This is a genomic window from Acinetobacter sp. YH12218 (genome assembly GCF_013417925.1).
GTDB classification, from domain to species: Bacteria; Pseudomonadota; Gammaproteobacteria; order Pseudomonadales; family Moraxellaceae; genus Acinetobacter; species Acinetobacter amyesii.
Genome location: NZ_VPDB01000070.1, coordinates 1 through 15,929, shown reverse-complemented (window position 1 = coordinate 15,929; position 15,929 = coordinate 1). Strand labels below are relative to the sequence as shown.

The following is a 15,929-nucleotide window of genomic DNA, read 5'->3' as shown; positions in this document are numbered from 1 at the left end:
GTACAGCCTACCAGCAAGGTAAACTGAAAACCTATATGCAACGTGCGGTACTGGGACCAAAGTTACTGATTATCGATGAAATTGGTTATTTACCGTTTGGACGTGAAGAAGCGAATCTGTTCTTTAATGTGATTGCCAAGCGTTATGAAAAAGGCAGTACGATATTGACGAGTAACTTACCCTTTAGCCAGTGGTCCAAATCCTTTGCAGATGATGTCACGTTGACCGCTGCGATGTTAGATCGGCTATTACATCACTGTCATGTGGTACAGATATCGGGTGAGAGTTATCGTTTGAAGGATAAAAAAAGAATTGGGATTCAGCCTCAGGTTGAAATTTAATACGAGATCAAAGGGGTCAATTTTAGAATGCCGTTGACACTCATGCTGTAACCTAAATCATGCATGTCATGTACCAATGAAGGTGCACCCAATCGTGCATGATGCTGCCAATATACGGCTTTTAAATCATTATATTTCTGCGCTGGCTTGGCCTGGTGTTTTCGCCAGGCATAATAGCCTGAAGTGCTGACACCCAGGCATTTACAGGCAGAAGATACAGTGACTTCATTCACATCCAGATCTTGAATTACCGTGTACTTTTCTTGGCATGATCTGTCAGAAAGTACGCATGCGCTTTTTTTAAGATGTCATTGGCTTCCCTGAGCTGTTTGACTTCTTTCTCTAATTCTAAGATCCGCTGTTGTTATGGTGAAAGTTGACGTTTGCTTGAACCCACTGGATTGGCTTCACGAATCCATTTGTCTAAAGTTGAATAACCCACACCTAATTTCTGGGCGATTGCAGCTATAGGTTGGTGGGACTTTGAAAGGGCATAATCAATCGCTTGCTGTTTAAATTCCGGACTAAAACGTTTAGCCATTTCTTGGATCTCCAAAGATTGAAGTTACGTTATCTTTAGAGGGACATGCTGTCCATTATTTTGGCTAGGATCAAGGATAAGGGTTCTGTGAAATTTGTCGTGTACATAGAAAAGAAGGCTAGCAAAGTTCAACGGTATATCAAAAGAGTATTTTGATTATCATCTTAAAGAAACAGAATGGCGTTGGATGAGGGTGCTTAATGAGCTAGCAACAGGGTTGTGGGACCTCATTAGGTAAAACTAAGTGTAAATCTGCTAGTCTAGAGCCATATTACAATAATGAAAGATTTGCGAGTAATTATAAAGTTATGAGATGTTTTTTTCAGTAATAAGTATGGCTTTGTTGCACAAACATTTAAAAGTTAAAATACCTTTGTACGCCACGATCAATTCTATAGCCCTGTGAAGCAACAAATTTCGATTCACTTAGATACTGATGTTCTTGCATTTAACGAGACGGGCATCTAATCGAGTTGTCGTAAAATTTAAAACATGCTGCCTACCATAGCTCAATTAAAAATATTTGTGTAGATACCTCCTTGAGGGTAGAACTGGCTGTTTGTAGGTTCGCTACGCAGTAGTCAGCGAGCAGCGAACATCATGACCCTGATCCAGTCAGCAAAGATGAATGGGCTATGTATGCCTATTTAAGTGATGTGCTGAAAGGTTGCCGACACATAAAGTGACCCAAATAGTTGCAGCGACACCGCTTGGAACCTGAACCGAATTAAAAAATAGCGATGGGGTTCAGCGGATGCTTACCAAAATTTGAGGCGAGGCACATGATTTTCTGCTCAATTTAAACTGCTTTAACAGCATATCGATAACTTTGACAAGCTCAAAGATTTACATCTTAGGCGGTTTTTTCACTTGCTTTTTATGACTGGATTTAATAATTATTTGTTGAAACTGTTTATGAAAATTGAGGGGTTGTAACTAATATAGTGGGGAAGTTTGCAGAATATTAGATATTTTAAAATTATAAGTATTTGAATAATATTATTATTGTGATTATTGACTAAAAAATCTTCAAAAGTAAATAAAAAAAATGTTATAAAACTTTGTGTGTTAATTTTTGGTCATTTATTATGATTTTTGCTCAGTCAGCAAGCAACACTGCCCTCTTTCTTTATCAGTTTGTCCTTCCTTTCGTGACCACAACACCAAAGCTACTTAAGTTGAAGAAGAAGGTGGGGAGTCTGATGAAACAGAAACCAGACAGGAATAAAAACAAACAGGAGGAATTTACAAAATGCTATGTGCAGATATGGCAGCAGATTATCGAGATCTTAAAAACGGACAGTGCCGTGCGTGCACATGTGTACTATATGCCACAGCTGCAGTTGATCCGTGAACTTGATATTTATATTGATCCAGAAGTGCAGGCTGATGTTTTTGGTCAGTCAGGGAAACTCAGTGCCTATTTTTTGATGACGTTTTTTAACTTGCGCAACGAGGAGGCTAAAAAACAAGTTAAAGAGCTCCTGAAAATTAAGCGTCAGTGTGATCTTAGTCCTGAAGAAAAAATTGAATTGTGAGTCATGAAACGTGGCAAAAGTACAATCTTTAGAAAACTATCTGCAATCTCATCTCACTGCTGAAACGCAAGAATGTGAGAAATTAAATAAAGCAGACAAAAGCGATAGTGAGAAATTGCGGGTCAACTTCGCGATCCTATATTTGCAACTACAGCAAACTGTGACGTTCACAGAATTTTCTGAATTATCTGTAGATGATTTACTCCAAATTGAGAAATTGAAGCTTAATGCAGCTAAAGTTTATACCTCGATTGTGAGCGCCCGACAACTAGGCAAGGATTATCTATTTGCGGCATTCACTTATTTTGCTACGTATGTCTCTGAACAGCTGGATGAAACCGGTTATTTGCTCTTGCGGGTCAGTTATTTGTTTTACAAGCAATATCAGGCGATTTGTCCGTTAACGGCTTCTGACGCCAAGCAAAAAGAAATCTGTGATTTGTTGCGCTACATTTGTAAACCGCTGGTTGAGCTTGGTCTGCAACAGCAAGAGGAAAGCAGTGAGGAAAGAGACAGCAGACGATTACTGCAATGCTATTTAGATTTTATGTTGAATCTGGTGCAGTTCAATAAGGAAATTTATGAGAATTGGACGGAGTTTATTCAGGATTGTTCTTTAAAAGAGAAAAAATTTTCCAACTACTTGCGTGCACTAACCATCATTTTTAAACGTCTGGCCGACAAAAAAATCGTGTATCGAAAAATACACAGGAAAATACGAAGAAAACGCATACTGCAAAGAATAAAAGCTAAAAAACGGAAACCGAGAAAACCAAGACCTAAAAAGCTGAAACCTGTGCCGGATTGGCCCTCGCAAGAAGAGGAAGTTGAAAAGGACTACCCGTCGCAGGGGAAGATCACTTTATCTTATTTTCCGGCTGATATCACGTTTGATCCATGGATCGTGATAGATGAAGAGGGCGAGATCGATGCGATTGAACAAGGTTGGCAGATCGAAACCACAGATCCGGGAACTGGTCGTTTTTTTAGATTTGTGAATGAATATGCGACGCATATGTTGCGACATCGACAGCGTCGTTTACAACCGCTGGTGACCAACTCTTATTATATGAGTCAGGATGTAATTCAGCATCTTTTTTACCTGTTAAATGGCGAATTAAATAGCCAAGATCCGGACAGTTCTGCCATGGCTGCCGCCTGCTTACTCAGCCTGAGCAGTGGCTTGTCACCTGTTGCACTCCTGAACTATGAACAGCTGATTGAAAAGGGGATGCTGCTGAAAACGGGGAGCGCCAAGCGGACGGAATATCAGGTGAGACTGTATCTGGCGATTACTCAGCAAAAAAATGAAAGTTTAATGCCACATCAGTTGAATCATATGGTATCTCATGAGCTGTATTTGTCCAGCAGCTGGTTTGAATATCTACATTTACGTTGTAGTACTTCGCCTGTGACGGTGCAAGAGGTCAATCAATATCTGAAAAAATGCATAGCAGGACAACAGCTTGGTTCAATCACTGTCGAAAAGTTACAGGCACAGTTGTACTTCCATGTTTTTCACCACACGTTTAATGAATATATTGCACATGTGCTATCGGGCAAAGATAGTTCTCATGATCTTCCCGGCAGTTTTTACGGAGGGGTTGCAAAGAAGCAGCTGAATGAGAAGTACCGGATTTATCTGAATACGCTGTGCAGACCGGACACGGAAGCCGAGATCAAGATCGTCGAGCAGCAGTTTGAAAGCTCGAGTGAAGCGGATACCACCCGGCTGGGGAGTCAATTGGCCCTGACTCCGGATTTTGTGTCTGATTTCTTCCAGCAGCTGCATAAGGTCTGTCATGAGAAAATTCAGTTGCATCAGCACTTGATCGAGCGGATCAATGCCTACAGTTTGTGGATGTGGCATATCAGCCTGTTATGTTTAACACGACGTCCGCAAGAACATTTGTTGGGGGAGTGTAGTGCTTATGATCTGGATTTAAGACTGCTATATGTGAATGATAAAAAGAATAGCCAATCACGTAAGGATGGGCGTTTTATTCCGTTAGCGAAGTTTTTTACTCAGGCGTTTAAGCATTATCTCGATTTCTTAAACAGTGTGGTCACTCACTATGCTGACTTACTGAAATTTGTCTTCAAGAAAAATTTCACCCTTGAAGATCTGTTTGGCAAGGTGATTGTCTATCCGGGAAGCCTGCCGGTGACGGCTCAAGCATGGGACAGTCCTAAAATCAGGATCAAGCCTCTTAGCCGAGCTTGGGTGAATGAAGCGTTGTCGCGCTATGCCTCAGCGCCTATTTACAATAACTGGCTGCGCCATTTTGCAATGAATATGCTGATGGATCATGGAGTGGCGTTTAATGTGATTCAGGCCTTGTACGGCCATGATCAACGCGATCAGGAGCTGTTTTATCGTTATTCCTCAGCCTCCTTGTATCAGTATATATGCCATGTCAGTCAAGGCATCGATGAGATGATCAAGATATTGCAGGTTGAGCATTTATCCAGTCCGATGCCAAAAAAGGATAAAGCACATGACAAAGCATGATGTGATTGCTACGTATATTTGTGAGCAAGTTGAACTGACTTTTCAGCAGATGCTCCAATCGATTGCAGGGCGTAAAAGAAGTACGACAGATATTGATAAAGGGCTTGAGAAAATCTGGCTAGATTTTCAGTCAGCGCTGAAGAAATTTTTGAAGAACCATAAGCTTAGCACGGCAACACTCCGAGCCCCTTATCTACAACAGAGCGAAGCCTATTTTTTTCAGCTGAAGGAAGACTACCTGAGCGAAACGCAAGAGGCTTATCCGATTAAAATCATGTCCCTGATATATGAAAATATCAAGCAGCAAGTCGAAGCGGATTTTAATAATAAGATGTCGGAGGTCATTAAAAAAAATCAGGGTAATACGCTTGAAATCGATAGCGAAATTGAGAAAATTTGGGTGGATTGTCAGGAAGAAATCAAGGCATTTTTAAAGGAAAGAAAGATTGCCACGGTCGCGCTGAGAGCCCCTTATTTACAATGGGCTGAAGACTGTTTGATTAAGCGTAAAGAAACTTATGAAAGCGCGTCGGAAGATGCTTATTTGATTAAGATTCCATCAACCATTTATCATCAAATTGCTCAGCAAGTGGCCTTTACTTTTCAACAAATGAAGGAGGCTATTGCAGGACAGAAGGACAGCCAGCAGGAGGTCGATGACCAGATTGCCCGAATCTGGGCGAATTTCGCCAAAGGACTGGAGACTTTCTTAAGGAACAAAGACTTCACCACTCGTGCCAAGCGCAAACCGTATATCAAACACAGTGAAGCCAGTTTTTTAGCCTGTTTAGAACAGTATCAGAATGAGGAACACCAGCCTTATCCTATTAAGCTGCGTCCTACGACGCTGTTTTCTGATCCTCCACCGCGGCAGATTCTCAGCACTGAAGCCAGACTACGGTTGGGACAGCAGCATTTTCATATTGCCAGAGGACTGAAAGCGTATTGGCGTAGCGAGACATTGCAGATGCCAACAGCACAACAGTGCTTGGGTCATCTGTATTTAAGTCTGATTTATTGTTCAGGCTGTAGTGATCTCACTCAGCTGGTCGCCATCGGCAATCGTCTGCTGGAGGAGGAGAAAGAGAAGGAGAAAATGTGCCATCCGTTATCTGGGTATTCAACACTGTATCGAAGTGACTATAAAAAAATTACCAATCCACTGGTTCTCAGTTACTGCATGCCACACCGCTATTACGGCAATGAGATTAAAGACAAGAAGATTTATCAGTGGCGGCATGTCTGGTTCAATCCTTATGCACAACTTTTTTTACACATCCTGAAACAGCAAGCAGAGGACCTGCAACCACAACATCCGCGTAAGGTGCTGGAAGCGATTCTGAGTGTGTTCGAGAATCTTAAAAAACAGCTCAAGGTCTCGGAACAGATTGCGGCATTAAAAAAAATCTTGCGATCCGAGGATCAGGATCTCATTGAGATCACTGCACTCAAGCCCTTTCAGCATGTCAATTTGGCGCTAGAAATCCATCCAGACTTGAGTCTGGATATGTGTTTAAGTGAAGTATTGCAGAATCATCTAAAAACCGTGTCTTTAACGGCAGAAGACCAAGGTGTAGCCTGGTTCAATACCTTGAAATCCACGAATGATCTTGTCAAAGTAGAATATGGGATCCTCCCGTTAGAGACTGAAACAGCCAAACCGGTGGTTATCACGGCACATCAGCAACTGAACGAGCTTCCATTTGAGTTGGATTTTTTTGAACAAGAGCGAGCCCCGGCAGGGAAAAATAAGCAAAGCCAAAGACAACGCCATCAGCAGCAGTTTAAGCAATGGCGCAATATTCAAACCCAGTTGAGTGTAAAGAAGGCAGCCTTAGCGGGCGACAATTATAAAGAATGCAATTTGATAGAAGCACAGTTAAGACTATTGAGCTGGATCTTTTATTTGAGAAAAGAAGAAAAAGAAAACGGCAAGAAATTAAAATTGAGTAGTATCAAGCGTTATCTGAGCAGTTTTGCGAAAGACTATTTCTTTCATATCTATATGTATGACAATGACCTTGAACAGATGAATGTAGAACACTATGAGCAATTGTATGCCTCCATCCTGAACGGCATCGATGAACGTGCTGAAACACAGCGTGAATACACAGACACTCGCACTCAGGGTCGGGCACAATATGCCTTTGGACGACTGAAAGATTTCCATGCTTTTTGCCAGAAAGAATATCCGGAGAATGTGCCAGCGGTCAGCAGCTTTGACCACAGTGATTTTCAACGTATCCAGTTCTGTCAAGCCAAGCTCATCAGCCCACAGCTGTTTATTCAATTAAAAAAAACAGTCATTCAGAAAATTGATGCCTGTTCAACTCAAAAAGAAAAAGTCCATTTGCAGCTGTTGCTGCTAATGTACATCCTGGCTTATCGTTTGGGATGTAGACTCAATGAAATCCGGGGGCTGACGCTGGGTGAAATCATTTGTCCTCAACTGCTGTGGAAAGACGATCCAGGCAATCAAACGGTCGCCATACGCATCACCTTGAAAAATAATGTCTATCGACGACTGAAAAGCCAAAATGCGCAACGTCAACTCGATTTGAACGCGGTATTACTGGATGATGAACTGCAAGCGGTGAAAAGCTATCTTCTGCATTGTTTTCAGCAGCCGAATAATAAGAAGGCGAACGAGCAGTTGGTTTTTGAGATCGGTGGAGAAATCCTGAGCGAGCTGTATATCTCAAAAATGACCCGGCTGCTGTTCGATGAAGTCATCAAGCCAGATCACGGCTATACCTTCCACAGTTTCCGCCATAGTGCCGCCACTCATTTGGCAATCGCCTGGTTGGGATCGAAAGAAATGGTGATGACCTATACCGACTACAGCTGGCAGCAGGCTAAGTCTATGCGCAAGCATCTGTTCGGTGAACAGGCTATCAGGCATGAAGCGGTGATTCAGCATAAATGGCGTTTGCTGGCCGATTGGATGGGGCATAGCTCGATTGAACAAACGGCCTCACACTACCTGCATACCCTGGATCTGCTGGCGATTGATCGAATTTACAATACGCCCTGTGTAGTTCATCCTGCTGTTCTGAATAGGCATTATGATCGTGAAGAAACTGAAGCGGTGGATCTGAATCGCGACAGCCAACACCGAAAGTGCTTTGAACGTGAGCAACCGGTGTTGGGTATTGATCAGAAAGTACAACCTTATCTGATGCCCAAGATGCAATTCGAGCTGAAGCCATTATCCTACAAGGTCATCTACACGTATCTCAACACATATCAAGATGCAGAGATCCAAGCACCTCATATAGTGGATAACCTAGATATTTGGATTAAGCGTGCGCTTTGGCTTGCTGTAAAATGGCAAGTACCTTCATTCAGTAAACTTGGATGGAATTTGGACAATGCTGCATCGATCGAGAAAAAGTACTTAAGCGACCTATATGACAAGCAGATCAAAACCAAGCTGAAGCCAAAGAGCCTACAGCTATTTATCGCATTAAAAGATCTTTTAAAGGAGAAAGTTCTGTCGGCTTTAGCTGTATTGATTCAGCATGGCAAACTCAGAAGAAACCAGTTTTGTTTCCAATGTCGTTTTGATGCCCAGCAAAAGCCAAAAATGGATTGGGAAATGCAGGATTTTATCGAGGGGATGCAGCTGTTGTTACCTGAAGATGTCCAATTACAGTACGATAACTATCCGGTGGATCTCACGCAAAAAAGTCGTGAGATTCACGTCTATTTTATCGATCAACAAAGCAATAAAAACATTACATTATCCCTTGCATTTGATTTGCTACTGGAAGCTGTACAACACCCTTCCTTATGGGAATAGCCTAAGCAGATATCGTTCAATTTAAGGGGCCCAGGCCTTTGCTTTGTCAAAATCTGATTTGCCAAGCAAAGGCCTGGGTTTCCGCGAATTTGATTTTTTGTTTTAATTATTCTCATGATTTTAATTCATTGAGGCCCTTTCATAGAATTAAAAAATAAATGTAGGTAGTGCTTCAAAAAGTATGCTGCATAGATTTTTAGATAAATAGGCATCCTTGGGGGTATTGAAAATACAGGGATTTTTTCGGTTAAAATTTTTAAAAAATTAGCCAGCATTAAATTTGAAACACTACCAGAAAATGAAAAAAATTCTAATTTGGTTTGACCAAAGAAAAAGATACCCATATGATAATTACGTTACAGCAAAATCTGTAATCGGGCGTGGAAACCTGAAAATTACTACAGAAGCATTAAAACCGCTTTAGCGGTTTTTTGTGCTTATTATGCTTAGTTTGCCATTATGGTAGGCCAGGCAGGGCAGTCTATGACTGGCCGTCTTCTGTAGTGCGGTATTTCCACCCCTGTTTGGTCTACCTCCATCTCGTGGAAAAGATGGTTGTAGATAGTTAATTCTAAACTACAGGTACTAAACATGAAGATTTTATTATCTAATCCCCCCATTTCTCTTAGGTCTCTTTTGTTAGCGCTGACTGGATATTGACGGTCATTTAATTCACAGCTTTAACCAAATCGAACTATATACATTTTCAAATTTCGTACTTGAGCGAAAGTAGGAAAGTGTTGCCTGGAGAAAATAAGAAATGGGTTCTACACGACTATTGACCAATATTATTCAGCGTAAAGTCATGTTGCCAGAAGAAATGTCACCTTCAATGCAGCGTGACAATTTTGAAGTGGCACTGACTGATTTTGAAAAGCATCCAATCATCAAATGTTTATTTAAGGCGGATAACCAGCGTTCTACGGAATATTGGAGCGTGCAAGAAATTGCAAACTTTATTGAGGATTGCACAGAAGATCAAAATATCAATTTGTGTATCTTGTATTGGAAAGATATACACGGCAATATTTACATTATTGATGGAGCACATCGTCTTTCCTGTATCTATGCGTGGATTAATAGATATTTTGCGGATGAGCAAGTCACTCAGGCACCTAATTTCAATGATCCACAAAAACAAGATATTCGTTACCTCCGCAATTATTTAGGAGATCTCGCTGATTTTCAAAGAATTTGCACTGATGCTGAATTTGCAGAAAAAAAGTCGAAGTTAGAAGATATTAAAATCAGTTTCAGGCAGGTACTGGGGACTCCGGAAGATGCGCGACGGGTATTTCAATCTATTAACTCAGATACTAAACGTTTAGATAAATATGAGGAATATCACCTAAGAAATCGCGGTAGTGACGCGTATTATGCGATCTATGCCTGTTGTTATATCAATGACAATAAATCTAACCTAGAAGAGCTCCAATATACACGTTTAAATGAGTTGATTGAGTTAGGGGAGAGGATCCACCAGTTACTTTTTTCGACCATTTTATTAGACAATGAAATGAGTCATGGCAAAAAAATTGGCTTGGTCAATGAGCTGATGAATATCATTGCGGGTGATCAGATTCATAATATTATGAGTCTGAATCAGGGGGAGCGCGTTGAAAACCTAATGTCGCATCTGTTGACCATTCTTTGCAGAATAGCGACGCCTGTAAAAAATGCTGGGGTTCCGAGTTTGGGCTTACATCCATACTTATATTTTTATAAGGATCAGCGTTTTCAGATTACTTCTTTTCTTGCATGGTTTTCAATTGTGTATGAAATTCATGAAAGCCGCATGCAGATTCATCATCGAAAGATTAGTTTCAAGGACTTCACCCGGGTACGCCGTAGTATTGAGTTCTTGATCGCCAATTTCCCCGTGGCGACCACCGAAACGGTCGGCAAGTTCGGCAGTGGTATCAAGGGCTATGATCGGCTACAAATTGTCTATAAAGCCTTTATTTGCTTAAGCTTGGAAATGGAGGTTGATTTTGATGATGAGAAATGCCTGAATACCTTTATTCTGTCCATGTCTAAGGCCTTCAAGTACATAAACTTTAACGAGTTCTATGTCGAAAGGTTTTTGGGTGGTTATGATGATGCAGTAGTCAAGAATGTGGTGGGATATGTGGAGTCGATTAGTCCAATTTCTCGGTCAAAGCCAAAGGCCTTTTCGGCATTAACCAAGAGTCTGCTTAAGCACAATTTTCTGGTGGGTAATCATAACTTTTGCCTCATTTGTGATGGATTGATCTATCTTGATTCTACTGAATCGGATCATCGGATTGCCAAAGCCGTAGGTGGGCACGGTGTTCTAGAGAATGGTCTGCTGGTTCATCCCATCTGTAATAGAATGAAATCAGATCTGAGTCTGGAAGAGATTAGAGCGGATTTGTTTGGTGAATTACTGTATTGAGCAGCAGAGGGGGTAAATTAATTTTCTAAAATTTATTAATGATTTAACTTTTGATATATTCAGCCAATGTGGTTGTTTTTAATTCACTTTAGAATCACAACCAGAAACTAGCTGTAGTTTCTGAATGACCGTCAAGGTCCTTAGTTTCGCCCATAGATTCCCTCTGTGGGCTTTTTTTTGATCAAAAATTGTATAGATGCTCTAAAATAAACCTTTTAGCATTTCATAAGCAATTAGGATTAAGGCTGAGACCATCAGCACAACAAAAATGAGTTCCACTCTAGTTAACATCTTAGTTCCATTTACTTTTCACTTAATTTATATAGCAGTTAACTCGTAGCATCAATGAAATAACATGACATGGAAAATAATCAAAAAGACAGAATTTGGATTTTGATCAGATCTACTGTTTGCATGCTTCAACAGTAGCTTTGAATGTTTCACTTAAACTTTAAATTTTTTTTAAAATTGAATATTTTTACATCTAGGTTCTAAACTTTGATAGAATTAATTAAAACTTTAGATTTCAAGTGTAAACAATGAGAAGCGCTAATATTCGACGTGATGGCTACTTAAAATTTCTGAATACATGGCAAAACCGTGATGTCATTAAAGTACTTTCAGGTGTGCGTCGCTCTGGAAAATCCACCTTATTGGCGATGTTTCAACAAGACCTAAAAGCACAGGGTGTACAAGCCGAAAACATCATTGCCATCAACTTCGAATTTATGGAATTTGAAGAACTCACCGATTACCGTAAACTACATGATTATGTATTGTCCAAAGTTGATAAAAGTAAAAAAAACTATGTTTTTTTAGATGAAATACAACATGTTACAAATTTTGAGAAAGTAGTCGACTCTTTATATGTTCGGGATTATATCGATTTATATATTACAGGTTCAAATGCATTCTTTCTAAGTGGAGAACTTGCGACGTTACTCACAGGACGCTATATCGAGCAACATGTTTTACCCTTGTCATTCCAAGAGTTTAAACAGTGGCATATTGAAAATAATCCGATCATCCAACAATTATCCAATCGTGATTTGTATGCCATGTACACGCGCAGTAGTTTCCCCTATACGCTTGCCATGACCAGCCAGCAGGAAACCTATGATTACTTGCAAGCGGTCTATGCCAGTGTAATGTTTAAAGATGTTATTCCCCGTTTGAATACGGCCGATATTAACTCTCTCGAGCGTGTCGCAAGATATTTGGCAAGCGTGACAGGCTCACCCATTTCCATCAATAAAATTAAAAATACCTTTGTTTCAAGTGGGGTTAAAATCTCATTTGAAACAGTAAAACGCTATATTCAGGGCTTACAGGACAGTTTGTTATTTTATAGTGCCGCACAATTTAAAGTACGCGGGCGTGAGTTATTACAATCCTCTGAAAAATACTATTTAGTTGATGTCGGATTGCGCCGGATTATGTTGCCTGATGCTAATGCTGATCAAGGTCATATCTTAGAAAATGTAATTTATCTTGAGCTTGTCAGACGAGGTTATACGGTCTATGTAGGGCGGGTTGATGAATATGAAATTGATTTTGTTGCTGTCGATACTTTACAGAATTTAACTTATTATCAGGTGGCATTAGAAACGCTCAATGAGGAGACACTCAGCCGAGAGTTACGTCCATTACAGAAAATTTCTGATTCGTATCCCAAGTATTTGCTTACCTTAGACACGATAGGGACTGAAGCGAATTATAATGGTATTGTAAAAATGAGTGCTCTCGATTGGTTGCTATCTGAAAATAAGTAAAGTTGAGGGTAGACATGGATACTCTTATTTATTAATTAAAAATCAAAGACTTTTCAGCATCATTCAAGAATGTATTCAAGCATAATTTCTGCTCCAATTGTGATGGATCGATTTACCTCGATTCGATTGAGTCAGACCCTCATGATTGAGCCAGAGTCGCTTACTGAAAGTAGCGAGAATTGCGCTGGAGTTTCTGAAGGATATTAATTCCTTAGTTTGCCCATTCATCCATGTGGGCATTTTTTTTGATCAAAATACAATGCTGTTCTTGCTAAAAAATGACGGCACCTACAATAAAACACAATATTCCAAAAATAATCCAAGGCCAGATCTTTGTCTTCGGTTGTTCTAAATTCTGAGGATTATATTCCGTGTGTTCTAGCGATGTCGGTTGTGGAACACGGGTCTTTTTAGAGTAAGGCTGGTGTTTAGAGAGAGGTGGTTCCACTTGTTTGAGTCTATTGTTCAATCCAGCTTATCTTCTACAAGCGATAGTAGATATCCTGCATGTGATGAATTATCAATGGAAACGGATGATAGAGATGTGTTGAAAGAAACTGCTGAAGCTATGTACGCATTTACAGGTGATACAATTTGGTTAAGCTTTTAAATATAAAATTCAAGCGCTTTATATCGTTTCAATGAGCAGAGTTCAAAATTGCTTGAGTACGTCATCAATTGATATTTCCTCTTCTACATAGAAAACACCATTTTGGTCTGCTTTCATTTTTTTAATAGTATTACCTTGGATTTTATGGATATCGAGTAGATCTTTAAGTATTTGATCTGCAATTTTATTCTTCCAATCATTTTCAGGATCTAAAGGAATCGACATGAGTTTCTCCTAGTTCGGATGTGGTATAAATTTCATTATCAGTATCACAGAAAATTTGAAATAAATTGATGTAGTGGAAAAAGTGGCCAAATATAGGTATGAACATTTAAACGTGGATAATGAGCTTTATTTATAGGCAAGCTTTTGTAGTTCATCTCTATGTTGATGAATTACACGTTTTAAATGATGTAGTACAATACGTTGTGTTGCTTGACTGTTGTCAAATGCCATAGGTATAACTTCAATAATTGGGCGTGATCTTTGTTCAATATTTTTAAAATCGATCGGTCTTCTCATTTTGCCATAAAACTTTATTGGTGTTATGTAATTTTATACTAATTCTAACTATGAGCTAAAGCTTAAAAGTCCTAACAGCACTATTGAGTACCAAAAAACATGTGACGACACTTATTTTAGGTTTTGATAGGACTAATGCTTCATCATTAATATTGCAGACAATTTTAAAATCGAGTTATCTGATGCTTTAAAAAGGTTTCAGAAAAAATATCTATTTAAACTTCGATGATCAAATTTTCTCTAAACCCATTTTTACCTTGCTCTGGTGGATAACCCAAAGGATTGATCACTAATCTACATCCATCGACTACAGTATCCACTGATGTATGCGTATGTCCTGCAATCCATAACTTAAACCCTTTTACATCTAGGTCATTAATAAAATAGGGATTGAGGGCTGATGCAACAGGGTGCGTACCCCAATATGGATCAAGACAAGCTAAATGAGGTGGAAAATGCGTAATAACGATCACATGATCTTGCCCTCTAAACTGCAAAATATTTTGATGATATTTGTTAAATAGTTTTATGTAGTCATCGGCGGTTATAGGTCTATTTTCATTGCTAATCATGATTTGATCAAAATCATAAATCGATTGTTCAGCATCTTTTTGGGACTGTAAAAGCACCTCAGGAGATATAAGTGGAGAATTGGAGCGAAAGTTCGTAAACAGCGTGCCACCTACAAATATTTTATCTTGAATTTTGATATGGTTGTCATCAAGTAGTGCATTTTTTGGGTAGTTTTCTTTCAAGAAATTCACGACTGAACTGTAGTTAGAGCTGTAGTAATCATGATTACCTAAAACAAAGATAAATTTTTTATTCAGAGATTTACATTTTTCGGCAAACTCAATTGCACCACTTAAGCGATTAGAAAAATCGCCAGCGTGAATAATGACATCAGCTTGCTCTGATATTGAATATTTAGAATTGTGAGTATCCGATAAAATTTGCAGTTTCAATCTACTTCCTTTATTAAATCACGCTGCTTAAATATATAGAGTTTCATTGCGATTAGTTTACAGCAACTAAATATTGTAGAAATTATAAGATACTTATCTGTATTCTTAAGCCTCTAAAAATATAGGTAATTATTTTTGAATCAATTGATTAAATATTGATCATAAAATTTGACCAATTGAATTTATGCACATAAGATAAAGATGTTACAGCAAAATCTGTGACCAGGCGTGGAAACCTGTTACTCAACGAACTAAAGAGTCGCTTTTAGTGGCTCTTTTGTGTCTACATGGCGCTTTTATGGTAAGCCAGGTAGGGCAGTCTTTGACTGGCCGTTTCGTTGAGCGGTATTTCCACACCCTATTTGGTTTGCCTCCATCTCGTGGAAAAGATGTTGGCAAACGACAATCTATCAACGAGGTTTAAAATGCATCTTTATATTATTTCTATCTGTTTTTTCTCTAGCAAAAAGATACTTCTGAGTTGATGAGTTTTTAATTCATTTATCACTGATTTTAATTTTAATTACTTCTAATTTCGTAATCTCACGAGATCTAGAGAAGTATTGCCTAGAGAAAATAAAATGGCTCGTACTAAGCTTTTAACCAATATTATTCAAAGAAAAATGATGCTGCTTGACGAAATGTCGCACTCAAATCTGCACCATAACTTTGAAATATCACTTTATGACTTCGCCAACCATGAGATCCTAGAAAAACTATATAAAGCAGACAATCAACGCTCCACAGAGTGTTGGAGCCCTGCTGAAATTCAGGAGTTTATTCTATAGCTAAATACCAAATAAATCATTACAGTAATCTTTAAATAATTTATCAATATCTTTAACTCTAAACTTAGTTCGAATCGCCTTGACTCGTGACCACATATTTTCTATTGGATTTAAATCTGGAC

At 39.2% G+C, this 15,929-nt stretch carries 8 protein-coding genes and 5 pseudogenes; 9 read left to right on the top strand and 4 right to left on the bottom strand.

Annotated features, from left to right (window positions below):
* A pseudogene (gene istB / locus FTV03_RS14745) lies at positions 1-341 on the top strand (IS21-like element ISAba8 family helper ATPase IstB); the annotation flags it as partial.
* A gap of 38 nt (positions 342-379) precedes the next feature.
* Here istB and FTV03_RS14740 read toward each other — a convergent pair.
* A pseudogene (locus FTV03_RS14740) lies at positions 380-882 on the bottom strand (transposase); the annotation flags it as partial.
* Positions 883-991: 109 nt separating this feature from the next.
* On the opposite strand from FTV03_RS14740, the pseudogene FTV03_RS14735 reads away from it, so the two are divergent.
* From FTV03_RS14735 to FTV03_RS14705, 7 genes and pseudogenes are all read left to right on the top strand, one after another.
* Positions 992-1,120, top strand: a pseudogene (locus FTV03_RS14735) (IS1595 family transposase); the annotation flags it as partial.
* A 311-nt stretch (positions 1,121-1,431) separates the two neighbouring features.
* Positions 1,432-1,603: pseudogene (locus FTV03_RS18010) on the top strand (transposase domain-containing protein); the annotation flags it as partial.
* 367 nt (positions 1,604-1,970) lie between these two features.
* On the top strand, positions 1,971-2,420 hold the full coding sequence (locus FTV03_RS14725) for a hypothetical protein (RefSeq protein WP_180041977.1): 450 nt from the start codon (positions 1,971-1,973) through the stop codon (positions 2,418-2,420).
* 10 nt (positions 2,421-2,430) lie between these two features.
* Positions 2,431-4,932: a hypothetical protein gene (locus FTV03_RS14720; RefSeq protein ID WP_180041975.1), complete on the top strand. Its 2,502-nt coding sequence runs from the start codon at positions 2,431-2,433 to the stop codon at positions 4,930-4,932.
* Positions 4,919-8,734 carry a site-specific integrase gene (locus FTV03_RS14715; RefSeq protein ID WP_180041973.1) on the top strand — a complete coding sequence of 1,272 codons (3,816 nt, stop codon included), beginning with the start codon at positions 4,919-4,921 and terminating at the stop codon, positions 8,732-8,734. The genes FTV03_RS14720 and FTV03_RS14715 overlap by 14 nt, the downstream gene beginning before the upstream one ends.
* A gap of 760 nt (positions 8,735-9,494) precedes the next feature.
* Entirely contained in the window at positions 9,495-11,150 is a 1,656-nt protein-coding gene (locus tag FTV03_RS14710) for an HNH endonuclease signature motif containing protein (RefSeq protein WP_180041971.1), read from the top strand.
* Positions 11,151-11,689: 539 nt separating this feature from the next.
* A complete protein-coding gene (locus FTV03_RS14705) occupies positions 11,690-12,922 on the top strand; it encodes an ATP-binding protein (RefSeq protein WP_096911334.1) in 1,233 nt (410 codons plus the stop codon).
* A 271-nt stretch (positions 12,923-13,193) separates the two neighbouring features.
* On the opposite strand, the pseudogene FTV03_RS14700 reads toward FTV03_RS14705, so the two are convergent.
* Positions 13,194-13,355: pseudogene (locus FTV03_RS14700) on the bottom strand (DUF4236 domain-containing protein); the annotation flags it as partial.
* A gap of 15 nt (positions 13,356-13,370) precedes the next feature.
* Here FTV03_RS14700 and FTV03_RS14695 point away from each other — a divergent pair.
* A complete protein-coding gene (locus FTV03_RS14695; protein ID WP_180041968.1) occupies positions 13,371-13,532 on the top strand; it encodes a hypothetical protein in 162 nt (53 codons plus the stop codon).
* A gap of 42 nt (positions 13,533-13,574) precedes the next feature.
* Here FTV03_RS14695 and FTV03_RS14690 read toward each other — a convergent pair whose 3' ends face one another.
* Both FTV03_RS14690 and FTV03_RS14685 read right to left on the bottom strand, forming a co-directional pair.
* Complete coding sequence (locus tag FTV03_RS14690; RefSeq protein ID WP_180035932.1) at positions 13,575-13,757, bottom strand: hypothetical protein; 183 nt, start codon at positions 13,755-13,757, stop codon at positions 13,575-13,577.
* Between the two features lie 512 nt (positions 13,758-14,269).
* The gene (locus FTV03_RS14685) at positions 14,270-15,019 is read right to left on the bottom strand and encodes a metallophosphoesterase (RefSeq protein ID WP_180035931.1); all 750 of its coding nucleotides are present in this window, start codon (positions 15,017-15,019) and stop codon (positions 14,270-14,272) included.
* Positions 15,020-15,929 lie beyond the last annotated feature (910 nt).

Bases quoted from the DNA above. Each gene is read 5' to 3' on its own strand.
- FTV03_RS14710 (WP_180041971.1), top strand. From the start codon at position 9,495: ATGGGTTCTACACGACTATTGACCAATATTATTCAGCGTAAAGTCATG.
- FTV03_RS14715 (WP_180041973.1), top strand. From the start codon at position 4,919: ATGACAAAGCATGATGTGATTGCTACGTATATTTGTGAGCAAGTTGAA.
- FTV03_RS14705 (WP_096911334.1), top strand. From the start codon at position 11,690: ATGAGAAGCGCTAATATTCGACGTGATGGCTACTTAAAATTTCTGAAT.
- FTV03_RS14725 (WP_180041977.1), top strand. From the start codon at position 1,971: ATGATTTTTGCTCAGTCAGCAAGCAACACTGCCCTCTTTCTTTATCAG.
- FTV03_RS14690 (WP_180035932.1), bottom strand. From the start codon at position 13,757: ATGTCGATTCCTTTAGATCCTGAAAATGATTGGAAGAATAAAATTGCA.